This window comes from Agrobacterium leguminum (assembly GCF_005144435.2).
Lineage (GTDB): Bacteria > Pseudomonadota > Alphaproteobacteria > Rhizobiales > Rhizobiaceae > Agrobacterium > Agrobacterium leguminum.
On sequence record NZ_CP120212.1, the window covers coordinates 2,363,545 to 2,382,503 of the forward strand.

Annotated in this window: 14 protein-coding genes; 7 read left to right on the plus strand and 7 right to left on the minus strand. The window is 52.6% G+C overall.

Annotated features, from left to right (window positions below):
• The first annotated feature begins 344 nt into the window (after positions 1-344).
• Positions 345-1,484, plus strand: a complete 1,140-nt coding sequence (locus CFBP4996_RS25305) for an RHE_PE00001 family protein (RefSeq protein ID WP_080853348.1) — start codon at positions 345-347, stop codon at positions 1,482-1,484.
• 190 nt (positions 1,485-1,674) lie between these two features.
• On the opposite strand, the gene tnpB is transcribed toward CFBP4996_RS25305, so the two are convergent.
• Both tnpB and tnpA read right to left on the minus strand, forming a co-directional pair.
• Positions 1,675-2,022, minus strand: a complete 348-nt coding sequence (gene tnpB / locus CFBP4996_RS25310; protein ID WP_080853347.1) for an IS66 family insertion sequence element accessory protein TnpB — start codon at positions 2,020-2,022, stop codon at positions 1,675-1,677.
• Positions 2,019-2,360, minus strand: a complete 342-nt coding sequence (gene tnpA, locus CFBP4996_RS25315) for an IS66-like element accessory protein TnpA (RefSeq protein ID WP_080853346.1) — start codon at positions 2,358-2,360, stop codon at positions 2,019-2,021. Before tnpA ends, tnpB begins: the two co-directional genes overlap by 4 nt.
• A gap of 92 nt (positions 2,361-2,452) precedes the next feature.
• Between tnpA and CFBP4996_RS25320 the strand changes: the two genes are divergently transcribed.
• Complete coding sequence (locus CFBP4996_RS25320; RefSeq protein ID WP_080853345.1) at positions 2,453-2,701, plus strand: hypothetical protein; 249 nt, start codon at positions 2,453-2,455, stop codon at positions 2,699-2,701.
• A 274-nt stretch (positions 2,702-2,975) separates the two neighbouring features.
• Here CFBP4996_RS25320 and CFBP4996_RS29565 read toward each other — a convergent pair whose 3' ends face one another.
• The gene (locus CFBP4996_RS29565; protein WP_137396286.1) at positions 2,976-3,866 is read right to left on the minus strand and encodes an aldose epimerase family protein; all 891 of its coding nucleotides are present in this window, start codon (positions 3,864-3,866) and stop codon (positions 2,976-2,978) included.
• 343 nt (positions 3,867-4,209) lie between these two features.
• On the opposite strand from CFBP4996_RS29565, the gene cysD reads away from it, so the two are divergent.
• Both cysD and cysN read left to right on the plus strand, forming a co-directional pair.
• The gene (gene cysD, locus CFBP4996_RS25325) at positions 4,210-5,124 is read left to right on the plus strand and encodes a sulfate adenylyltransferase subunit CysD (RefSeq protein ID WP_080853343.1); all 915 of its coding nucleotides are present in this window, start codon (positions 4,210-4,212) and stop codon (positions 5,122-5,124) included.
• Positions 5,121-7,028 (plus strand): sulfate adenylyltransferase subunit CysN, encoded by a 1,908-nt coding sequence (cysN, locus tag CFBP4996_RS25330; RefSeq protein WP_233283604.1) that lies wholly within the window; start codon positions 5,121-5,123, stop codon positions 7,026-7,028. Before cysD ends, cysN begins: the two co-directional genes overlap by 4 nt.
• A gap of 550 nt (positions 7,029-7,578) precedes the next feature.
• Here the strand turns inward: cysN and CFBP4996_RS25335 are convergent.
• Positions 7,579-8,961, minus strand: coding sequence for a condensation domain-containing protein (locus CFBP4996_RS25335; protein ID WP_080853342.1), 1,383 nt, complete (start codon positions 8,959-8,961; stop codon positions 7,579-7,581).
• 279 nt (positions 8,962-9,240) lie between these two features.
• Between CFBP4996_RS25335 and galE the strand changes: the two genes are divergently transcribed.
• From galE to CFBP4996_RS25350, 3 genes are all read left to right on the plus strand, one after another.
• Positions 9,241-10,242 carry a UDP-glucose 4-epimerase GalE gene (gene galE / locus CFBP4996_RS25340; protein WP_080853341.1) on the plus strand — a complete coding sequence of 334 codons (1,002 nt, stop codon included), beginning with the start codon at positions 9,241-9,243 and terminating at the stop codon, positions 10,240-10,242.
• Positions 10,243-10,615: 373 nt separating this feature from the next.
• Positions 10,616-10,978 (plus strand): phosphopantetheine-binding protein, encoded by a 363-nt coding sequence (locus tag CFBP4996_RS25345; RefSeq protein ID WP_080853340.1) that lies wholly within the window; start codon positions 10,616-10,618, stop codon positions 10,976-10,978.
• Positions 10,975-14,532, plus strand: a complete 3,558-nt coding sequence (locus CFBP4996_RS25350) for a non-ribosomal peptide synthetase (protein ID WP_137396285.1) — start codon at positions 10,975-10,977, stop codon at positions 14,530-14,532. Before CFBP4996_RS25345 ends, CFBP4996_RS25350 begins: the two co-directional genes overlap by 4 nt.
• A 116-nt stretch (positions 14,533-14,648) precedes the next feature.
• Here the strand turns inward: CFBP4996_RS25350 and CFBP4996_RS25355 are convergent, their stop codons facing one another.
• From CFBP4996_RS25355 to CFBP4996_RS25365, 3 genes are all read right to left on the minus strand, one after another.
• Positions 14,649-15,854: an MFS transporter gene (locus tag CFBP4996_RS25355; RefSeq protein WP_233283618.1), complete on the minus strand. Its 1,206-nt coding sequence runs from the start codon at positions 15,852-15,854 to the stop codon at positions 14,649-14,651.
• Between the two features lie 111 nt (positions 15,855-15,965).
• Entirely contained in the window at positions 15,966-17,075 is a 1,110-nt protein-coding gene (locus tag CFBP4996_RS25360) for an LLM class flavin-dependent oxidoreductase (RefSeq protein WP_137396284.1), read from the minus strand.
• Positions 17,076-17,077: 2 nt separating this feature from the next.
• Positions 17,078-18,844 carry a B12-binding domain-containing radical SAM protein gene (locus CFBP4996_RS25365; RefSeq protein WP_080853336.1) on the minus strand — a complete coding sequence of 589 codons (1,767 nt, stop codon included), beginning with the start codon at positions 18,842-18,844 and terminating at the stop codon, positions 17,078-17,080.
• Positions 18,845-18,959: the final 115 nt, after the last annotated feature.

The following is an 18,959-nucleotide window of genomic DNA, read 5'->3' on the forward strand; positions in this document are numbered from 1 at the left end:
AGCTCAACAACATTCCTCGATACGCCGAATGCTGCCCATCTAACGCTAAGTTGGTCGTGCCACCGTAGATTCTTTTGCGATAAATAATAACGGTGGTCAGTGTCGCTCTGTTGGGGATTTTAATGATAAATAATCATATATGGAAAGATCAATCGTAATGCGTATTCAATTATAAATTAATATAAATCGTGAATATGTCGATGATTATTTGCTGAAAATCTATAAAGTATAATTATGATAAGGGGTACTTGTCGATGGTTATAACGCCAACCAAAAATCATACTATGTGGGGAGCCGTAATATTGCTATAGAGTTCCTATAAGAAATCACTTACCAAGATTTCAATGGCTTATGATCTCGTGAAAATCAGCATGACAGCCTTGCTGGAGCCGGCATTCCGCACCGGTGTCGCTCTCACGCGTCTGGACGAGAGGGTTGCCCGTTCGCCGGTCGGCCAGGGCTTCCTCGGGCGCACCCAGTTCACCGATGCCTGCGCTTCGCTGTGGATCGACGGCGAACTCGTCCACCTCGAAGACCTCGTCCTCCACGACGCCACGAAGGATATTCGCACACCCACCCATGAGCTGACAATCGCGCGCGACGTGCTGCGAACCCGCCGACGGATCGCCGCCCAGCTCCCCGGCTGGGCGCTGTCGACTGACGGCGTTCGCGCTCTCAGAAAAACCTCGGAGCTCACATCGGCCGACACAGACGGGGCGGGGACCGCCGCGGCCACCCGGGAAATGGGCGCGATTGATCCGGAAGGGGAGGGGGAAGACGCTGACGAAGCCGAAAATCTTCCGGGGATTGACTATGCCGCCATCGATGCGGTGCTGGCGCGGTCGGACGCGGCAATCGAGAGCGCCAGACGGCCCGGCCCCACCGCGGGCAACAAGCCAGCTGAAAAGGATCCGATGATCTATGATCTCGACTGGGATGAGGGTGCCCGGCTCGACGAATGGCGCGGCGTGTTGCGCCAGGCCAAAGACTTGCCGGCGGTGCTTCAGGCGATCATTGCCCTCGATGCCTGGACCGAGATTGCGGTGCTACAGCATGCGCCCTGGCTCGGCCGGCTCTTTGCCGCCTCGATCCTGCGCCAGGCTGGGATCACCACCGGCACCCATCTCGCCGCCATCAATCTCGGTCTCAAAACCATTGCGGTCGATCGCCGTCGACATCGCGATCGTGAGACGCGTCTTCTCGCCATCGCCCATGGGCTTTTGGCAACCGCCGAGATCGGCATGAAGGAGCACGACAGGCTAATGCTGGCGAAGACAATGATGGACCGAAAGCTGCACGGGCGCCGGGCTTCTTCAAAACTGACGGAACTGGTCGAGCTGGTGATGGAAAAACCCTTGGTGTCGGCCGGGATGGTGGCGAAAACGCTCGAGGTCACACCCCAGGCGGCGCGGCGGATCGTTTTGGAACTCGGCCTACGTGAGATGACGGGGAGGGGGCGGTTTCGGGCATGGGGAATTGTCTAGCAACCGCCCGTTGCTTACCAGATTGCGAGATCTTGGCTCTAAGCCAGCAGGCCATATTGCCATTTCAATGTCTCGCAAAGTCCGGAGACGTCGGGAAACAATGATAACGGATCGGAGAAGTGAATCCACAAAACCCCTGATTTGGATAGTTTTTCCTGGTGCCACCGCCAGCAGATCACACCCAAATACACTATCCAGCGCTCGTCGGACGCCATGTCTGCTGCGGGTTCCGCCAGTCAATTCTCTCAAGCAAATAGGACATCTGGCCAGCCGTCAGCGCAATCACTCCACCCTCCGTCGCCGGCCAAATAAAATGGCCGCGCTCGAGCCGCTTTGCATATAAAGACAGGCCAATTCCGTCATGCCAAAGAGCCTTGATCAGCCGCCCACTTTTCCCGCGGAAGACAAAAACGTCACCCTTGAAGGGATCACGACCGAGACCCTCCTGCACGATCAGAGCCAGGCCCTGCATCCCTTTGCGCATATCGCAATGGCCGCTCGCAATCCATACTCGCACGCTCGAACTGATCGGGGTCATTTGAGTGCCCGTAGCACGGCAGCAGCAAGGTCGTGAGGTGCACAAGACGCAATCTTCACCTTCGTGCCATTGGCAAATTCCACACAGACAGCCGCCGTCCCGCCAACGGCACTGCCCGAGAAATCCACAACCGTCGCCTGCACAAAAGCTGGACCCTCCTCAACCACCAGCGCCTGGCGACGCCACGTGTAGATCAGCCCCGTCGACACGTCGAAGCGACGCGCAACCTCCGAGACATTTGATCCCGGCGCAAATGCTGCCTCCAGAATCTCCCGCCGTTCATCTGACGACCAACGGCGACGCCGTTCGCGCCCCGTCAGCAACATCGCCTGTGCCATCGATCCTCAATGCGCTCTTAAATCCACTCTCAAAAGCGCAAAATCATGGTTGCAGCGAAACTGCGCAAGGTGGCCCACACCGGAGGGGTACCATGCTCCGGCATCAGCTCGGCATGCTACGGCAGCTGATCGCTGGATCCCTCGACCCGCACGACGACGGCACGGTGAAGCAATCTATCGAGCAACGCCGTCGCGATGCGAATCGGCACTATCGCGTCATCCCTCCCATCGGCGGATTTTTGGTAGCTTATCATGCGGATGGGCACTTTGACCTCATTTCGGTTTATAGCATGGTAAGCTACCGAAAATTCGGGCATCTGCGGAGTAAACAGTGGTGCTGATTCACGCGAGCCCATAGCAACGTCGCGAATAACGATTTGTAAGCCACACAAAATGAGGAAGCCCCCATTCGATGCAAGACGACACCTATGGCCATTCTGCAGACGGGCGCATCCTGGATTGCGCTGAAGGCTGGGTGAAAAGACTGGCGCCGTTTGGCATCTTCGCCAACGGGCAACTGTTTAATCGAAAGGTTTGGGCAGCCTTTCCGGATCGCCGAAGTCCTGTGGTCGCCCTCATCCCGTCACGGAGGTGACCGCAATGCAATGCGCTCGGTTAGGCTGTGCGTAAGTCAAACGTGACGGAAAAGCCTTTTGCTTTTCCTGCTTCAAGCCGTGTCATCCCACGCCTCTCGTGGAAAGGTATCAGCGGCCCCGCATAGTCGCCATGTCCGGTGCTCGGTTCCAACGTTAAAAAATTCTCGCCGACGATAGACCATATCGTCCAATGCCGTGCATCGCGACATGTAACTCTCAATTCCCTATGATGCCCGATCAGACTGACCTGTGTGCTTCGAGTGTTTAGGAAGCACAGGGCCTCGTCCGCGAAAAGAGCATCGGTTAAAGGCAGGCTCCTTTCGACGAGAGGGACCGATTTCATTTCTCGGCTAAGCAAGCCGCTTGCTGTAACGATGGGGACGACAGGGCATTCAGCCTCAGAGAATTCAAGCCGCCAGCTTTCCTTCGAGGAGGGAACAAGTGGCCATCTAAAGCCTGGATGGATCCCTATTGCATAGTCCAAGTGTTCATCGGATTCGTTGGTGACGGTACAGCTGATACAAAGAGAATGCTGGTCGATCACATAATTTATAGAGAACAAATAGCTAAACGGATAAATGGCCCGTGTGACATTGTTTGATCGGCTCTCCAAAGAGAGACTTGACTCGCTACGCGAAACTACATCAAATTTCTGATGCGAGATGAACCCGTGGACGGGCATGTGGTATTGGCGTCCTCCAATTAAAGCGGTTGAATTGTTGCTCCAACCGCAAGCAGGGAACATCAAAGGGCAGCTCTGTCTCCAAGCTGGGGAGTCTCCGGGATAGAGGATCTCGGTTTCACCCACGCTCCATTGAACCAATTCGGCCCCTTTGGGGCTGATAGTTGCTTGGGAGCCTCCACACCGTAGACGTATCGCGTCGGTCATTTGCGGTTCTTTCGCACTCATAAGGAGAAGCACTGTTATACGAGGCCTTGAGCAATTTGATAGCTTCTTCAACGCGCGTAGGCAATATTTGAGCCAATCGATGAATGTGTCTCTGCCGCTCACAATTGGCGAGCGTCTCAAGCCTGATCGGGTTGAAAGCCTTCCTCTGCTTGCGGCGATTTCTCTTTCGGGTGTGGTACACGGCCGACGGACGCGACGTTGATGGGTTGACCCGATACACCTCGTAGTAGTAGTGTTGAGCAATAGTCTGGGTGCGTCGAGTTTTCTTGCTGGTCTCGGTTGAAGTGCGCCGCCTAGTGAAGAATGTCGACTAAGTGTGCGACACAAATTCAAGAGACTTCATATGCATCATGTACCTGGTTTGACCTCCTCGCTCGGTCGTCTGGAGTGTGAAAGCATCGAGGTTTTTCGCGAGGTTGCTGCTAGCTTCAAAAATCCGGTTATGATGTATTCGATCGGCAAGGACTCGAGCGTGTTGCTGCATCTGGCACGTAAGGCGTTCTTTCCCTCAAAGATCCCTTTTCCACTGCTGCACATCGATACGACTTGGAAATTCCGCGATATGATTGCCTTCCGAGACAAGATCGCAAATGATCTTGCTTTAAAGCTTCTCGTGCATGTCAACGCCGAAGGGTGCGCACAGAATATCAATCCTTTCGACCACGGTTCATTACATTTCACCAATATCATGAAGACGGCAGCACTTCGCGAAGCGCTCAATGCTGGCGGCTTTGACGCCGCCATCGGCGGAGCGCGGCGCGATGAGGAAAAGAGTCGTGCAAAGGAGCGCATCTTTTCCCACCGTAGCGCTCAACAGACGTGGGATCCCAAAAACCAACGTCCCGAACTCTGGCGTGTGTTTAACACATTTCTCCGCGCGGGCGAGAGCATGCGGGTGTTTCCGCTTTCAAACTGGACAGAGGCTGACATATGGGCCTACATTTATAAAGAGCAGATTCCTGTTGTGCCACTCTACTTTGCCCAAAGGCGTCCTGTGGTTGATCGTGGTGGTAAGCTGATCATGGTTGATGATAATCGCTTTCGCCTTGAACCCGGCGAGGTTCCGCGCGAGGAAATGGTGCGCTTCCGTACACTCGGTTGCTATCCCTTGACTGGCGCGATCCGATCCCAGGCTCGCAACCCAGCTGAAATCCTCATGGAAATGCGCGATTCTCCTAGCTCAGAGCGAGCAGAGCGACTGATTGACCTAGATCAGGCTGACTCTATGGAGAAAAGGAAGAAGGAAGGCTACTTTTGACGGTGGCTTCGAGCAATCCCTCATCCGATTCGAGCCTCGATCGTGATATTTCGGTTTGGTTAGACCAGCAGAGCCGGAAAAGCCTCTTGAGGTTTCTCACTTGCGGCAGCGTCGATGACGGTAAGTCAACGCTAATCGGCCGCCTTCTCTACGACAGCCATCTGATATTCGACGATCAGCTTGAGACCCTTCGACAGGACAGCCTAAACAAGCATGTTGGTGAGGAGGGTATTGACTTTTCACTTGTTGTCGACGGACTTACCGCCGAACGCGAGCAAGGAATCACGATAGATGTTGCTTATCGGCTCTTTTCAACGGATCGGCGCAAATTTATCGTCTCCGATACCCCAGGTCATGAGCAGTATACGCGCAACATGGCAACAGGCGCATCCAATGCCGAATTGGCTCTGGTGTTGGTGGATGCCCGGAAGGGCGTGCTGGCGCAGACAAGACGGCACTCGTTTATTCTATCCCTTTTGGGAGTGAAGCACGTGGTGCTTGTAGTCAACAAGATTGACCTCGTTGATTACTCGCAGCAGGCCTTTGAAGAGGTTGCGGACGCGTTTCGCCTGTTTGCAGCTCCTCTTGCCTTTAGATCTCTTCAAGCCATCCCAATTTCAGCACTGAAAGGCGACAATGTCGTTACATCCAGTGCCCGCACCCCTTGGTATTCGGGGCCTCAGCTCTTACCCTACCTGGAAACTATAGAAATTGACGAAGATTGCGTGAGCCAACCCCTTAGATTTCCAGTGCAATGGGTTAATCGGCCGAATCCAGACTTCCGGGGGTTTTCGGGCACACTCACCTCGGGCTATGTTGGCGTGGGCGACGAAGTGATTGTTGTCGCTTCACGCAAATCCGCTACGGTGGTCCGTATTGTAACCATGGATGGAGACTTGAAAACTGCGGTTGCGGGACAGGCGGTCACGCTCGTGCTTGACAAAGAGATCGACATTTCTCGCGGTGATTTGCTAGTTCATCCTAACGCTGTGGCCGACCTTTCGAACCAGGTTCAGGCCCGACTGGTTTGGATGGCTGATATGCCAGGCTATTCGGTGCGCTCATACTTTCTGAAGCTGGGAGCGCAATTGGTTGCAGCCTCAATAACAGCTATCAAAAATCGGACTGACCTGACCACGTTGGAGCTGGTGCCAGCTACCAGATTGGAGATCAACGATGTGGGGACCGTAACACTGGCAACGGATCAGGCGATTGCGTTTGATCCTTACGCTGACAGTCGCCATGACGGGGGCTTTATTCTTATCGACCGGTTCTCGAATGAAACGGTCGCCGCAGGCGTTATCGATTTTGGCATCAGTGGCGCGCAAAATCTCACCTATCAGCGATTCGACGTAACCCGTCAGGTGCGGGCTGATATGAAGCAACAGACGCCACAGATTGTCTGGTTTACCGGACTATCGGGCTCAGGCAAGTCAACCATCGCCAATATGCTTGAAAAGCGATTGACGCGAGATGGGCGCCATTCCTACATCTTGGATGGCGATAACGTCCGCCACGGGCTCAACAGGGATCTAGGCTTCACCGAAGCTGACCGTGTTGAGAATATCCGTCGAATTGCCGAAGTGGCAAGGCTGATGGCTGATGCAGGGCTGATCGTCTTGGTGTCGTTCATTTCGCCTTTCGCCCGCGAGCGGAAACTGGCGCGAGAGATTGCTGGTGATATTCGCTTCATTGAAGTGTACATAGACACTCCGCTTCAAGTGTGCGAAGCGCGCGATCCCAAGGGGCTCTACGCAAAGGCGAGGGCGGGGTTGATCAAGAATTTCACTGGCATAGACAGTCCATTTGAGGTGCCTGACAGTCCCGATATAGTGCTACACGGGGCAACGCTTTCGCCCGAAAAAATGGCAACACTATTATATGGGTACATCGAAGGCTGCTAAGATAATTTGATTTCCCGCTGCAGCGAATCTGTACGAAATTCGGCTGGCTTTGCCCAGTCGAGCTGTTGCAAGGGATCCTGAGAACTCTCGGGCTCAAAAAGAGTGGCCCGACAGGCCATGGAACTTTGGTCCCGCGGCCACTCCAGCTCTGGCGCCCGATATCGACGCTTTTCCTGAGGCGAGCCTGCGCTACCTTCCCGGTAGCGCAGACGCATCTGGCGGTCCGTTCGTTCGGATCCGAGAAACAGCCATCGCAGCTCCGCCGTTGCGATACAAAACAACGCACCTCAGCGCAGGCAATGCGCGCAGTATTTCCAGACCGATGTCTGTCCAGCGGTCAGCCAAATATCGCTAACGGAGCCGCTGGCAGGAAGAATGTCCAGGCAGGGGCGCGATTTGCGTTTAGCATGTTCCCTTTGATGAATGCCTTTACATGAAGTCCGCAAGCGGCTTGGACGAGCAACCTCTCGGTCAGCTAAACTCAACTGCGGTACCAATGACATGCTGCAGCTCTTGCTGCGGCTTAGTGCGTCTGCTGGGACAGATAACCTTAACAAGACACCGATTCGTGAATTTCCAAAACCAAGTTCAGAAGAGTCTCCTCAATGCCCATTGCCATTTCCTCAACTTTTGTCTTCTTCATGTAGTTTAGATTACAAAGGAATAGGATTTTTCTCGGTGAGTAAGACATTACATATAGTGACTTCCCCAGATGGGGTACGCCGTCGCTCCATGAGACCGCGAAATCTTTTCCATGGATATAGCTTCCAGTTAAAATGCGGTCTATTTTATCGCTCAGATCCTGCGATCGATCGCTCGAATTATGAAGCGCGGATTTCTCGTAGTGAACATTGATGCGGCTGTCCAGGGATACAGGAAAGCCATTGTGTGCAGTTCGAGAAATACGAGTGATTTCCAGCGGATCACCTAGCCCGTATTGATACGAAGTATACAAATTATCCTGTATCTCCTCAATCAGAGAAGACATATCTACATGCCCGATTTTAGCATAAAGGGGAATGTCTTGCGCGAACGTACCGACGCTGTCTTCGACATGTTGATGAAAGCGATTGGACGTGCAGATTGTTGTGGCTATGTAGTCTTTCTGTGCGTATTTGGCCATCGCGTGGAGTAACATCGTCAGCACAATAGTCGTGTCGGACGTCCTGTAGAAGCGTTCGAGCACTTCGACGCAGTCGCCCATTCTTCGAGAGAAAAAGCTTAGCTCCTGCCATTCTTCAGCCGCTTGTCCGTCCTGATTGATCTCGAACATACGAGGCGGAAACTTAGAAAGAGCGTTCTTCCAGTATAGCGCCGACTGGCTTGTCGATCGGCGTCCCAATTCTGCTTGCTCCCAAGCGGCTTGCTCGATGGGCTGCCGAACGGAGCCAGAATTATTTGGATACAATCCGCCATTTTGAAGAGCGCTGAGAAGCTGTTTTCTAAGCACTGGAACACCGCCGCCATCAATTGCCATGTGCGAAAATACCAGCACCAGCCTTTTAACGGTTTCATTGTCTACAACACAGCCAACTCGCGCCGGAAAGTCACTCATAGCGAATGGTTGATTGACTAACCAGCTATATAGGGACATCGCGCGGGCGTCATCATCACCTCCATCGGATGATAGCCAGCACTCTACCGATATCTCGCCAGAGGTAAGCAACTCTTGTGTATGCCGTTCATCGATTACATGGAACACTGTACGAAGGGACTCGTTTCGGTCAAGCATTTGCAACACAATTGAACGTACCTCATCAATGGTAACCCCATTGGTATCGTTGATCATGAAGCCAACGTTGTTAAATGCGAGGTTTTCCGGCGTTAAGAGCAGAAGATCCCACATGAACTTCTGCCCGTGCGTAACCGGAGCAATCGTTGTGGCTGGCCGCGGAAAGGAAAACGGCACTTGAATCGTGAGTGAAGATTTCATCTATTTACCCAACCGCGATTGTGGTCCAGAGATCAAACGCAAAAAATACGCTCCGGTCGAGGAAACGGGTTCTGCGCTTTGATAGCTGTTAGATATGTCGATCCACAGTAGCAAGGACGCGTCCAGCGTCAAGGACCGCTGACGGTCCTTTTCGCGCCTTTGAGATTCAAGTCGCGAGGTATTTGCGAAACGGCCTTGCAAGTTGGATCATCGTAAGGCAGCATTTCCATAACATGCAATGATAGATTGCAGGTATTTTTCCCCTTGCACGAGGCATATATGACGGTACTCGTAACAGGCGGCGCCGGATATATCGGTAGCCATATGGTCTTGGAACTGGTCGGTTCGAACGAAAGGGTGGTCGTGCTGGACTGGCGGTCTCCCACCTGCGCGCAAAGGGTAGTGTCGCCGCTGACGACTTATGTTGTCGGCGACGTCGGCAATCAGGAGCTGGTCGGCACGATAATCGTTGAAAACCAGATCGATGCCATCATTCACTTCGCGGGCTCGACTGTCGTACGGGAATCCGTTTCCGATCCTCTTTCCTATTACGAAAATAATACGGTCAAGACCGGCAAACTTATCAAGTCGGCTGTGGACGGCCGGGTCGCGCATTTTGTATTTTCGTCAACCGCAGCGGTCTATGGCGCGACCGGGCCCGAACCGGTAACCGAGGATTCGCCGCTCAATCCGCAGTCGCCTTACGGACGCTCCAAGCTGATGAGCGAATGGATGCTCTATGATGCGGCAGCGGCTCATGGCTTGACCTATGCCGTCTTACGATACTTCAACGTCGCCGGCGCCGATCCCGAGGGCAGGGCAGGGCCATCAATGAGGGAAGCGACCCATCTGATCAAGGTCGCCTGCGAAACCGCTATGGGTAAGCGACCCTTTATGAATATCTACGGCGATGACTACCCGACGAATGACGGAACATGCGTGCGAGACTATATTCATGTGAGCGATCTGGTCGAAGCCCACCGACTGGCCCTGGACCGGCTTCGGAAAGGTGGCGAAAGCATAACGGCAAATTGCGGCTACGGTCGCGGCTATTCGGTTCTGGAGGTGTTGAATGCGGTCAGGCAGGCTCATGGTGCCCATTTTGACGCGCGAGTAAGTGCCCGGCGTATTGGAGATATTTCCGCCATCGTTGCCAATACTGAACGTGTCAGAAGAGAACTGGGATGGCGCCCAAAGCGCGATGACCTGAACTTCATCGTCGCGGATGCTCTGGCGTGGGAGAAGACGCTGACGAGCGGACGAAACCCCAATTTGGGTTGAGGTCTACAGAGCCATAGCTTTCTCAAGCTGCCGGTCCTTGGAAATCCTGCTTACGCACCAACCACGCCCTGGACGTAATGCAGTCGCGGTTGGTAACTGGTCAAGAACTTTATGATACCCTTTGCAACTGTTGACGGACCGCACCACTCGCGGCGAGCAATTTTGGCTCATTCGCGGATGGAGCGTCATGCCGGCAATGCCAATATGGCATGGCTGGTCAATCTGGCACCTTGACACCGACCTCCCGCGAAGGGACAATACTCCAGATAGCTGTTTTTTGGTCAGACACAACCGTCCGATGGGTTCTTTTTAACCAGGTATGGCCGCCATTTCTGTGAGCGAGTTCCCCGTACTCGAACCGGAGTGATTACAAATGAGCAGAAAGTCGCCGAATGAGCATAGGGATGCGGCATCCTCAGATGTCTCCAAATGCGATGAGCCTTCCCCGCAAACCAAGTTTACCGCTCCTAGCCATACGACGATAGGGGGCTATGAAGCGCCGGAAGGGCAAATCGAACGCGCGTTGGCACATCTATGGCAAGAGCTGCTAGGCGTCGATCAAGTTAGTCGAAGCGATAATTTTTTTGAACTGGGTGGGAATTCGCTGCTTGCTGTAAAGCTATTGCAGCGCATGCGTGAGGAGAATCTTCTCGTCAAGGTGCGGACGCTGTTCGTTAGCCCATCACTTGCAGCCCTCGCGGAAGGCGTCACAGAAGTGGTGGAAGTTCGTTTATGACCCTCGAAAACCTGCTTAAAATGCTCGCGGACAGCAATATCGCGATTGGCGTCGACGGAGAGTCGTTAGTTGTTTCTGGACCTAAAGACATTCTTACATTAGAGACTCTGGACACTATCTCAAGGCATAAAGCAGATTTACTCGATATATACGGCAAAAACGACGAGGGTGCTAAGAAGAACAGCAACCGGTTTGCTGTTTCCGTCCCGCGAAATCTGATTGAGGCTGACAGCGCGACCATTACGCCAGACATGTTGCCTCTGATTGATCTGACCCAAGCAGACATCGATTATATCATTGCCAACACTCGAGATGGCGTCCGGAATATTCAAGATATCTATTCGTTAGCGCCCTTGCAGGAGGGACTATTATTTCATCATACACTGACGACCGGTAGTGATCCGTACCTTCTGGTCGGACAACGGGCGTTTTCAAGCCGGCAACAGCTAGATCGATATCTTGCCGCCCTTAATCAGGTGGTGTCTCGTCATGATGTGTTGAGAACGGGCTTCGTGTGGGAAAACATTTCAAACGCTGCGCAGGTGGTCTGGCGGGAAGCCTCGTTAAAGGTTCACGAGCTCCAGATCGACATTGGTAATGGCTCCGTCGCAAGACAATTGACTCGTTTTTCTGACCCGCGCACTACGAGAATCGATCTAACTCAACCACCTTTATTGTATCCAATAGTAGCTTTTGACGGAGAGAACGATCAATGGCTTCTTGTGGTTATGATGCACCACATCATCGGCGACCGGTCAACTCTGGAAATTCTTCATACCGAGATTGAAGAACTTGTTGCTCGAGATGGCTCCAATCTGCCTGTTCCTCAGCCTTTTCGTGACTTGATAGCGCAGGTCCGCCACGGGGTCACAAAGGAAGAACACGAGCATTTCTTTCGGAGCATGCTTGCAGGAATTCAGGAGCCGACGACGCCGTTCGGCCTGATTGATGTGCATCGAGACGGAAGTGCCGTTACCGAGGCCCGGCGTCTGGTCCCGGTGGCGCTTTGCAAACGACTACGGGCGGAGGCGCGCCGTCTCGGCGTCAGTCTAGCCTGCCTATGCCATCTTGCATGGGGGCAAGTGGTCGCTAGGACAAGCGGCCGGCAAAGTGTTGTTTTTGGTACCGTGTTGTTTGGCCGAATGCTCGCTTCTTCAAGCAGTAGCCGAGCAATGGGACTATTTATCAACACGTTGCCAATTCGAATCGATCTTGACGAAACCGGAGTGAAACAGTGCGTGCTGCGGACCCATTCGCTTCTCGCCGATTTGCTTCAGCACGAGCACGCTTCGCTGGCACTCGTGCAACGCTGCAGCGGGCTGGAGGCAGGGAAGCCACTTTTTAGCTCACTCCTCAATTATCGCTACTACGCTTCGCCGGCAGAGTCGCTCGCTTCAGACGATCGATCAGACGTAAGCGAGCGCTCCAGCTACCCGGTGTCCTGTACAATTGACGATTCCGGTGAGAATGTCCATCTGACGACACAGATTGTCCTTCCTCATTCGTCCGAGTTGTTGTGCGCATACATGGAACGGGCACTGGAGAGTCTGGTTGATGCACTTGAGCATACCCCTGACCTTCCGGTCCATGCTCTTGATATTTTGCCGCAGAAAAAAAATAATTTATCGTCGGGGGCCTGGAAGCCGTCGGACACGCTATCTCCACACCAGACTTGCATACACGAATTTTTCGAGGAACAAGCCCGTCGCGGTCCAGGAAATACCGCGCTTATCTGCGGTGATAACAATTGGTCATACGCTGAACTTAACCGTGACGCCAATTGCTTAGCCAATTATCTGATTGAGTTTGGCGTAAAACCTGACGATCGAGTGGCGATTTGTGCTGGGCGAGACAAGGCCTTAGTGATTGGACTACTCGCCGTACTGAAAGCTGGCGGCGCATATGTTCCCCTTGATCCGAAATACCCGCCCGATCGCCTTGCTTTCATGCTTGCTGATTGCACGCCGACTGCTGTTTTGGTTGACGGCGACACCAACTCGCTCGTTGCGGAAATCTTAGCTCGACCAGAATTAGTCGGTCAAAGCGATGATTCTGATTGGGGCGACAGCTTTGGTGCAGGCAACAAACTAGCAATCAGCGCGAAAACTGTTGCAATCAACCTAGAAAGCGATGGCGCGTTGTGGTCGCAATACCCTGCTGATAATCCCGATAGAAAGGCGCTCGGTCTTACGGCACGCAATCTGGCTTATGTGATCTATACCTCTGGCTCGACTGGGGCTCCAAAGGGAGTGCAGGTGGAGCACAGGGGAGTGGTTAATCTCCTGTGTTCATTGGGCGATGTTATCAAGGTTTCCCACTCCGACCGACTTTTGTCAGTCACCACCGTTTCCTTTGATATCGCGGCCCTGGAAATATTTCTACCTCTTAGCAAAGGTGCTTGTTTGGTTCTCGCCAAACAGACTGACGTATTGAATCCGAACACCTTATGGGAATGCATCGCGACTAAAGACATAACATTGATGCAGGCAACGCCTGTGATGTGGCAATCGTTACTTGACGCTAGGTCCGACACCGCTCCAAATCTGAGAGCCATTTGCGGCGGCGATGTTCTTACCCGTGACTTGGCTGCAGCCGTAGCAAATCGGGTGCGTACACTTTGGAACGTTTATGGGCCCACTGAAGCGACAATCTGGTCATCATTCAAGCAAATTTCAGGATCGGAGCTCCGCGATAAATCGGTGCCGATTGGAAGCCCTGTTTCCAACACAATGCTCTACGTCCTGGATGAAAATGGTTTGCCTGTGCCGACAGGTGTCATGGGAGAGCTTTACATTGGCGGTGTGGGGGTTGCGCGCGGCTATCTAAATCGTCCGGAACTGACGGCTGAGCGCTTCTTAAAGGATCCCTTTAGTTCACTATCGGACGCGCGGATGTATAGGACTGGTGATTTGGGCCGGTACCTGCCAAACGGCGATGTTGAATTTGTCGGCCGAAAGGATGACCAAGTCAAGATTCGGGGATTTCGCGTTGAGCTTGGTGAAATCGAGGCACATCTCCGCGAGCATGAGTGTGTCAAGGATGTTGTTGTCGTGCTGAATCGAACAGTCGCCGGACAAGGTCACTTGGGGCACGTCGGCCTCATTGCCTATGTTGTATGCACTGGGCATGCCGACAATATAGCAGATGACCGCGAATTGGACGTCGCCGCAATGTTGCGGTCTCACCTTGTCAGTCGGTTGCCGGACTACATGGTGCCTGTTGGATATGTGTTACTCCGGAACCTGCCGCTGACTCCCAATGGTAAGGTAAACCGAAAAGCATTGCCCTCTCCGGGCTCGCACGCATACATCAGAGCCGATTACGAAAAGTCGGAAAGCGAAAAAGAATCGTTACTTGCAGGTCTTTGGGAGGAATTGCTCGATGTCGAGCGCGTAAGCCGCCATGACAACTTCTTTCAACTTGGCGGGCACTCTCTGATCGCAATGCGGCTGGTTGGACGTTTACAGCAGCTAAATTATTCTGCCAAAGTCCAAGAGTTATTTAGGAGCCCGACGTTGGCAGCATTTGCGAATACGATTTCAGCGATCAAATAGAACATGAAAGGATATCTCCTGCGCTATTTTGCGAATTGTAGCGAGATGGATAAAAGTGCCAACATTTTTGCTCTAACTCCTAGTTGACGATCCACCGCAGTCGTTGCCGCAAGTTTTCACAGTCTATCGGAAAGTGTCTTTGAGCCAGCTTCGTCGCTCCGAAAGGCTGCTAGGCCTGAAACTGCTACCAGCAGGGAAATTATACCGCCCAACATGAAAGCTGTGTCGGTTCCTCCGCGTTCACTGATCCAACCGCTTAGTGACGAGCCGAGAGGACCGACTCCAAAAACGAGATAGTTGTATAAGGCACCGATACGACCCTGGTAATGATGCTCAGTTTCCTGCGTAATAACGCTGTGGATGCTCACCACATAGAACGTCATGCAGCAACCAGCAGCACCGACAATTAATGCTAGGACCGGCACAATGCTCTGTGACACTAGGAGGAGTTCACAAACACCTAGTCCGCTCACCGCCAGGAAAGCCCATTTAACGCTTATATGTCTTCGTGCGGCGACAGCCAAAGAGCCGATTAGCGAGCCGACACCAAGACTTGACAGAAGAATTCCGTATACAGTGGCATCCCGCTTAAGGGTATCCAATGCCAAAATGGGGAGTGTCGTGGCAAAGCTCATCGGTATGAATGTCACGACGAACAGGAAGAAGAATAGACTGCGGCGCCTCGGATTGATAGCGACGTACTTAAGGCCTCTTTTCAATAATTCGAAAGAAGGTCGTCCCTCCAGCCGCTCGCAATCCTCAGGCTTCCATCGATAAAGTACCCATATCATTCCCAGAAAACTTGCTGAATACAAAAGAAAGCATGTTGCTGCGCCCGCCCAGCTGATGACGATGCCTGCTATTGCCGGTCCAATCATCACGGCTAAATTATCAGCGGCTGCACTAAGGCCGAAAGCGTTCGGTACTTTTTCCTGGGCGACGACGTTTATTACAAATGTCCTGGAAGCTGGGGCCATTATGCATGTCAAAAAGCCTCTGAGGGTAGCGAATAAAAGCAATACTGAGATGGTCATTGAATTCGAAAGTATAAGTACAGCGACGACGATCCCACTCGCAACCATTAGCGAATATGACCCTATGAGAATTGTGCGCGGAGATCGGGCGTCAACCAGTGGGCCGGCGAACAGGCCGAAAACAACGAGTGGCCCAAATTGGCAGATTGCCAAAAGGCCTATCATTGAGGTGGAATGGGTGAGGGAAAAGACGAGCCAAGCTTGAGCGACCATCTGAAGATAGAAGCCTAGCGCTCCGAAAAAACTTGAGAAAAGAAAGTATCTGTACGTTTTACTTTGATTTAGCACTACAAGAATTTTTGAATCCCAAATCAAACTCGAATCCTTTTTGTATGGCCTGCAAATATTGCGCCGTCACCAGGGAAGTAAAAGGTGAATATCACGCCTCTTGGCGATTGCTCATCGGATAGGGTCGCGTAAGCCGTCTCGCTCGAGACGGGGCAGTACCTCGGAGACAAACCGGGTCAGACCATCCTCAAAGTTCACCCAAGAAAGGAGAACGCCATCTATGCCGGCAGAGGATAGTTTATGCAATTCAACCGAGACATGGTCGGCACCGCCTACTATCAGGGTTCCTCCGGCTCCCGCGCCGACATGCCGTTTAAGCCCTTGAAGTTGCTCAGGAGTAGCGCTCGCAGCATCTGGTAAGGTATTCTTTATCCATGCTTCAATCGTTTCACTATCCGCATTCTCTACGGCATAATATTGAACGTAATCCTCCGCCTCCCGTTCGGTCCGACGTTGCGCGATCGTCACTATCGTCCAAACCTGGATGCTTCGACCATACGTCTCAAGAGAGGTTTGCTTGTACTTAGCAATCTGCTCTGCTGTCTCCGCTAGCGACAAGGACTGGATCTCGACGAAACAAATGTCTGCGTGCCTTGCCGCGAAATTTCGACCCATCGGAGACGTTGCCGCGTTCATTATCGGCGGCCTTGGCCTTTGTATCGGTTGTGGGCGCGATCCGGCGTCTTTGACACTAAAGAACCTTCCTTCGAAGTCGAATTCGTCCGGGTAACTCCACAAACGCGTCAAGATTTCGAACCATTCCGCGAGATGCTCATAGCGGGTCTCCCGATCCATCACAGGCGCTCTAAACATTTCGAGCTCCGGGCGAAACCAAGTGGCGACTATGTTCAATCCGAAACGCCCCGCCGAAATCGCGTCGATGGTGGCGCATTGTTTAGCGGCAGTGATTGGATGCAGCGTATGAGCGTTTGTCGTTGCAAAGATAGCTGATCGAGCCGTCGCCTGCGCAATTCCCGCGGCCCATACAAGAGGATCAAGCACAACTCCTGTCGGTTGATCAAGATTGTTTGGGGAATGTCCTTTCCACCGCGAGTAAGACACGATCGCTTCCAATCCCGCTGCATCCGCCGCCTGGGCAATCCGCACATTATTTTCCCAGGTAGGGCGGTGGGCTTCAGGCACCAAGGAATTTGCTGTGCCTTTCCCGTTAATTCCAAACAAGCCTAGTTTCAGTTTGTTCTGATTAAATACCGGATTCATAGTTAATCCAATGCAAAGATGCGGTTTTCCGGCGATGGCTCGGACACAACACCCATTGTTAGTGCACTCCTCTCCCGCACGCCAGAACGTTTAAGCCATGCAGGTACTCGCTTTTTGATCTCAGCTTTTGGGAGGTCATTGACGAAGTCGTTAAATAGTGACTTCATACCTTTTGAAAACGCCATTTGGCTCTTGCATGACATGTAAGATGCAAGAAGACGAGGGTGCTGGATGTTTTCTCTGTAGGGTGCGAAGCTGAAATCTTCCGCGCGAATTTGGTCGGTGCGCATCTGAGCGGAGATACTCGCCGCATGTTCTAAAGCCTCTGCTTGGTTCATCGTTCGATGGGACCAATAGGTGCGCAGTTCAAAGTTCACTGGGCGATTCCAAAACTCCGCAGAGTATGACGATTGCGCCGACGTCGCGGCAATGCCGTATCGCTCCATCTGGGCCGGTTGCATAATGGGCACCGGCGAGTGCGCAGTTACGTCGGGGACCCAAACAAACAAATGTACACTAGGCGTCGCAAATTCCGATAAAAAGCTCTTCGTGCGGGATATAGTTTCCGCTGTTTCACCGGGGAAGCCTACCAGAATGCCGGATGATGAATAGATCTCGATTTCGTTGCAATTTTTTATAGCCTTGGCGTTATCCTCGATTGTGGTCAGCTTGTGCATTGCATTTAATATTTCCTGAGATCCGCTTTCGATGCCTAAGAAAACGAAACGGCACCCGCTTTCCTTTAGCAATTCCACAAACGAGGGATCGGCGAGTTCCGTTGATCGGGCAAAGCATCCCCAGGACAGGACACGATTTAGGCCGGACTCGATTAGAAGTTGTGCAAGGCGGATCGCTCTTTTCTTTGGGACCGTGAACAGCGAGTCAAACGCATCAATATAGCGAACACCCAATTCTGCCAGTTGCGTCCATTCAGAAAATATCGTGTCCGCACTCTTCATGCGAAATTTATCGTTGCCCATCAAGAACGGATAGTCACAAAATTCGCATCTGAAGGGACACCCGCGAACACTCTCATACTGATAAATTCCGTTCCTATCCCGAACCCATTCATGGGAGGGGAGTGCCCATGTATTCTGAAAATCGACAAGTGCGAAGGCCGCTTGCGATATATGAAGACGGCCTTCCCTTCGCCAAAGCAGTCCGGGTATTTGCTCTAGTTCGGAGTCATCGGGATTCTGACCGGAAATCCGCCTGAGAATTTGTGAGAAACGGCCTTCCGCCTCGGTTTTGAGACAATAATCGAAAGGCAGCGTCGCAAGTATCTGATCATGCAACTTGTTGACGAGCACGCCGCCTACGATGACGATCTTCTCCAGTTCGCTCAGATAGGAAAGAATATCTGCGAGCATAAGAGTACTGACCATCAAGGTCGTCGACAATGCGACGATCTCCGCATCATCGAGAACATCGTCCCAAAGCTCAGAGACGGTGACGCCGTCTGCCGAAAAATTGAAGAAGTCTGAAATCTGCGCGAACTCAGCGTCGAAACCTGCCAATCCTGCCTCGTATGCCAGAATTGGCCCAACGCCTGCTTCGCAAACCGCTCGCTTTGAATACGAATCGCGCGTTGTGAAAGGACTGAATTCCTCTGACGTGTCGAACCGGAAACGGTTCTGAAGTTCAGCCGGCGGGCACCCCAGCACATCACCGAAAAATTTCGTGTTAGAGTCTGCGAGTTGCTTTGCCACCGGGTTTCCCTGGAAACCGTCAGACACCACACCGGCGAGCACCAGTATCTTCGATCTCATTTCAATCTCCACGAAAATTTCAGCCGTATGCGTGGTTCGCCCAGACGGGCGTTAGATCTTCAGTCGAAAACTGACATGCAGCGTACCACAATACACCTATTACACGATGGTTTTC